General features: G+C 39.9%; 1 tRNA gene. It reads left to right on the forward strand.

Annotation, left to right across the window (positions count from 1 at the left end):
• Positions 1-182: 182 nt before the first annotated feature.
• A tRNA-Ile gene (locus tag ACM6F9_RS07350) sits at positions 183-256 on the forward strand.
• Positions 257-343: the final 87 nt, after the last annotated feature.

Here is a 343-nt window from a genome sequence, read left to right on the forward strand (position 1 = left end):
TAGTGTCGCAAGACACAGAACTTACTTAAAGTTCAAGCTTTAGTTTTTTATTTGGTTGATATATAAAAATACAAAACCCACTAGAAATTAGTATAGGGAAGAGATACAGGAGCCCAGAGCCATGAACCAAGACGAATGAAAGTCTTGCATCTAGGATCTAGGATCTGTAAGTCTAAAAAGACAGTCTCGTAGCTCAGCTGGTTAGAGCGCTACACTGATAATGTAGAGGTCGGCAGTTCGAGCCTGCCCGAGACTACTAATTGAAAAGACGGGAAGATATCAGATATGAGACATCAGACATTTAAGTCTGAGATCTTTAATCTGCCATCTGAAGTCTACTAGC

The organism is Chryseobacterium sp. IT-36CA2 (assembly GCF_949767875.1).
GTDB lineage: Bacteria > Bacteroidota > Bacteroidia > Flavobacteriales > Weeksellaceae > Chryseobacterium.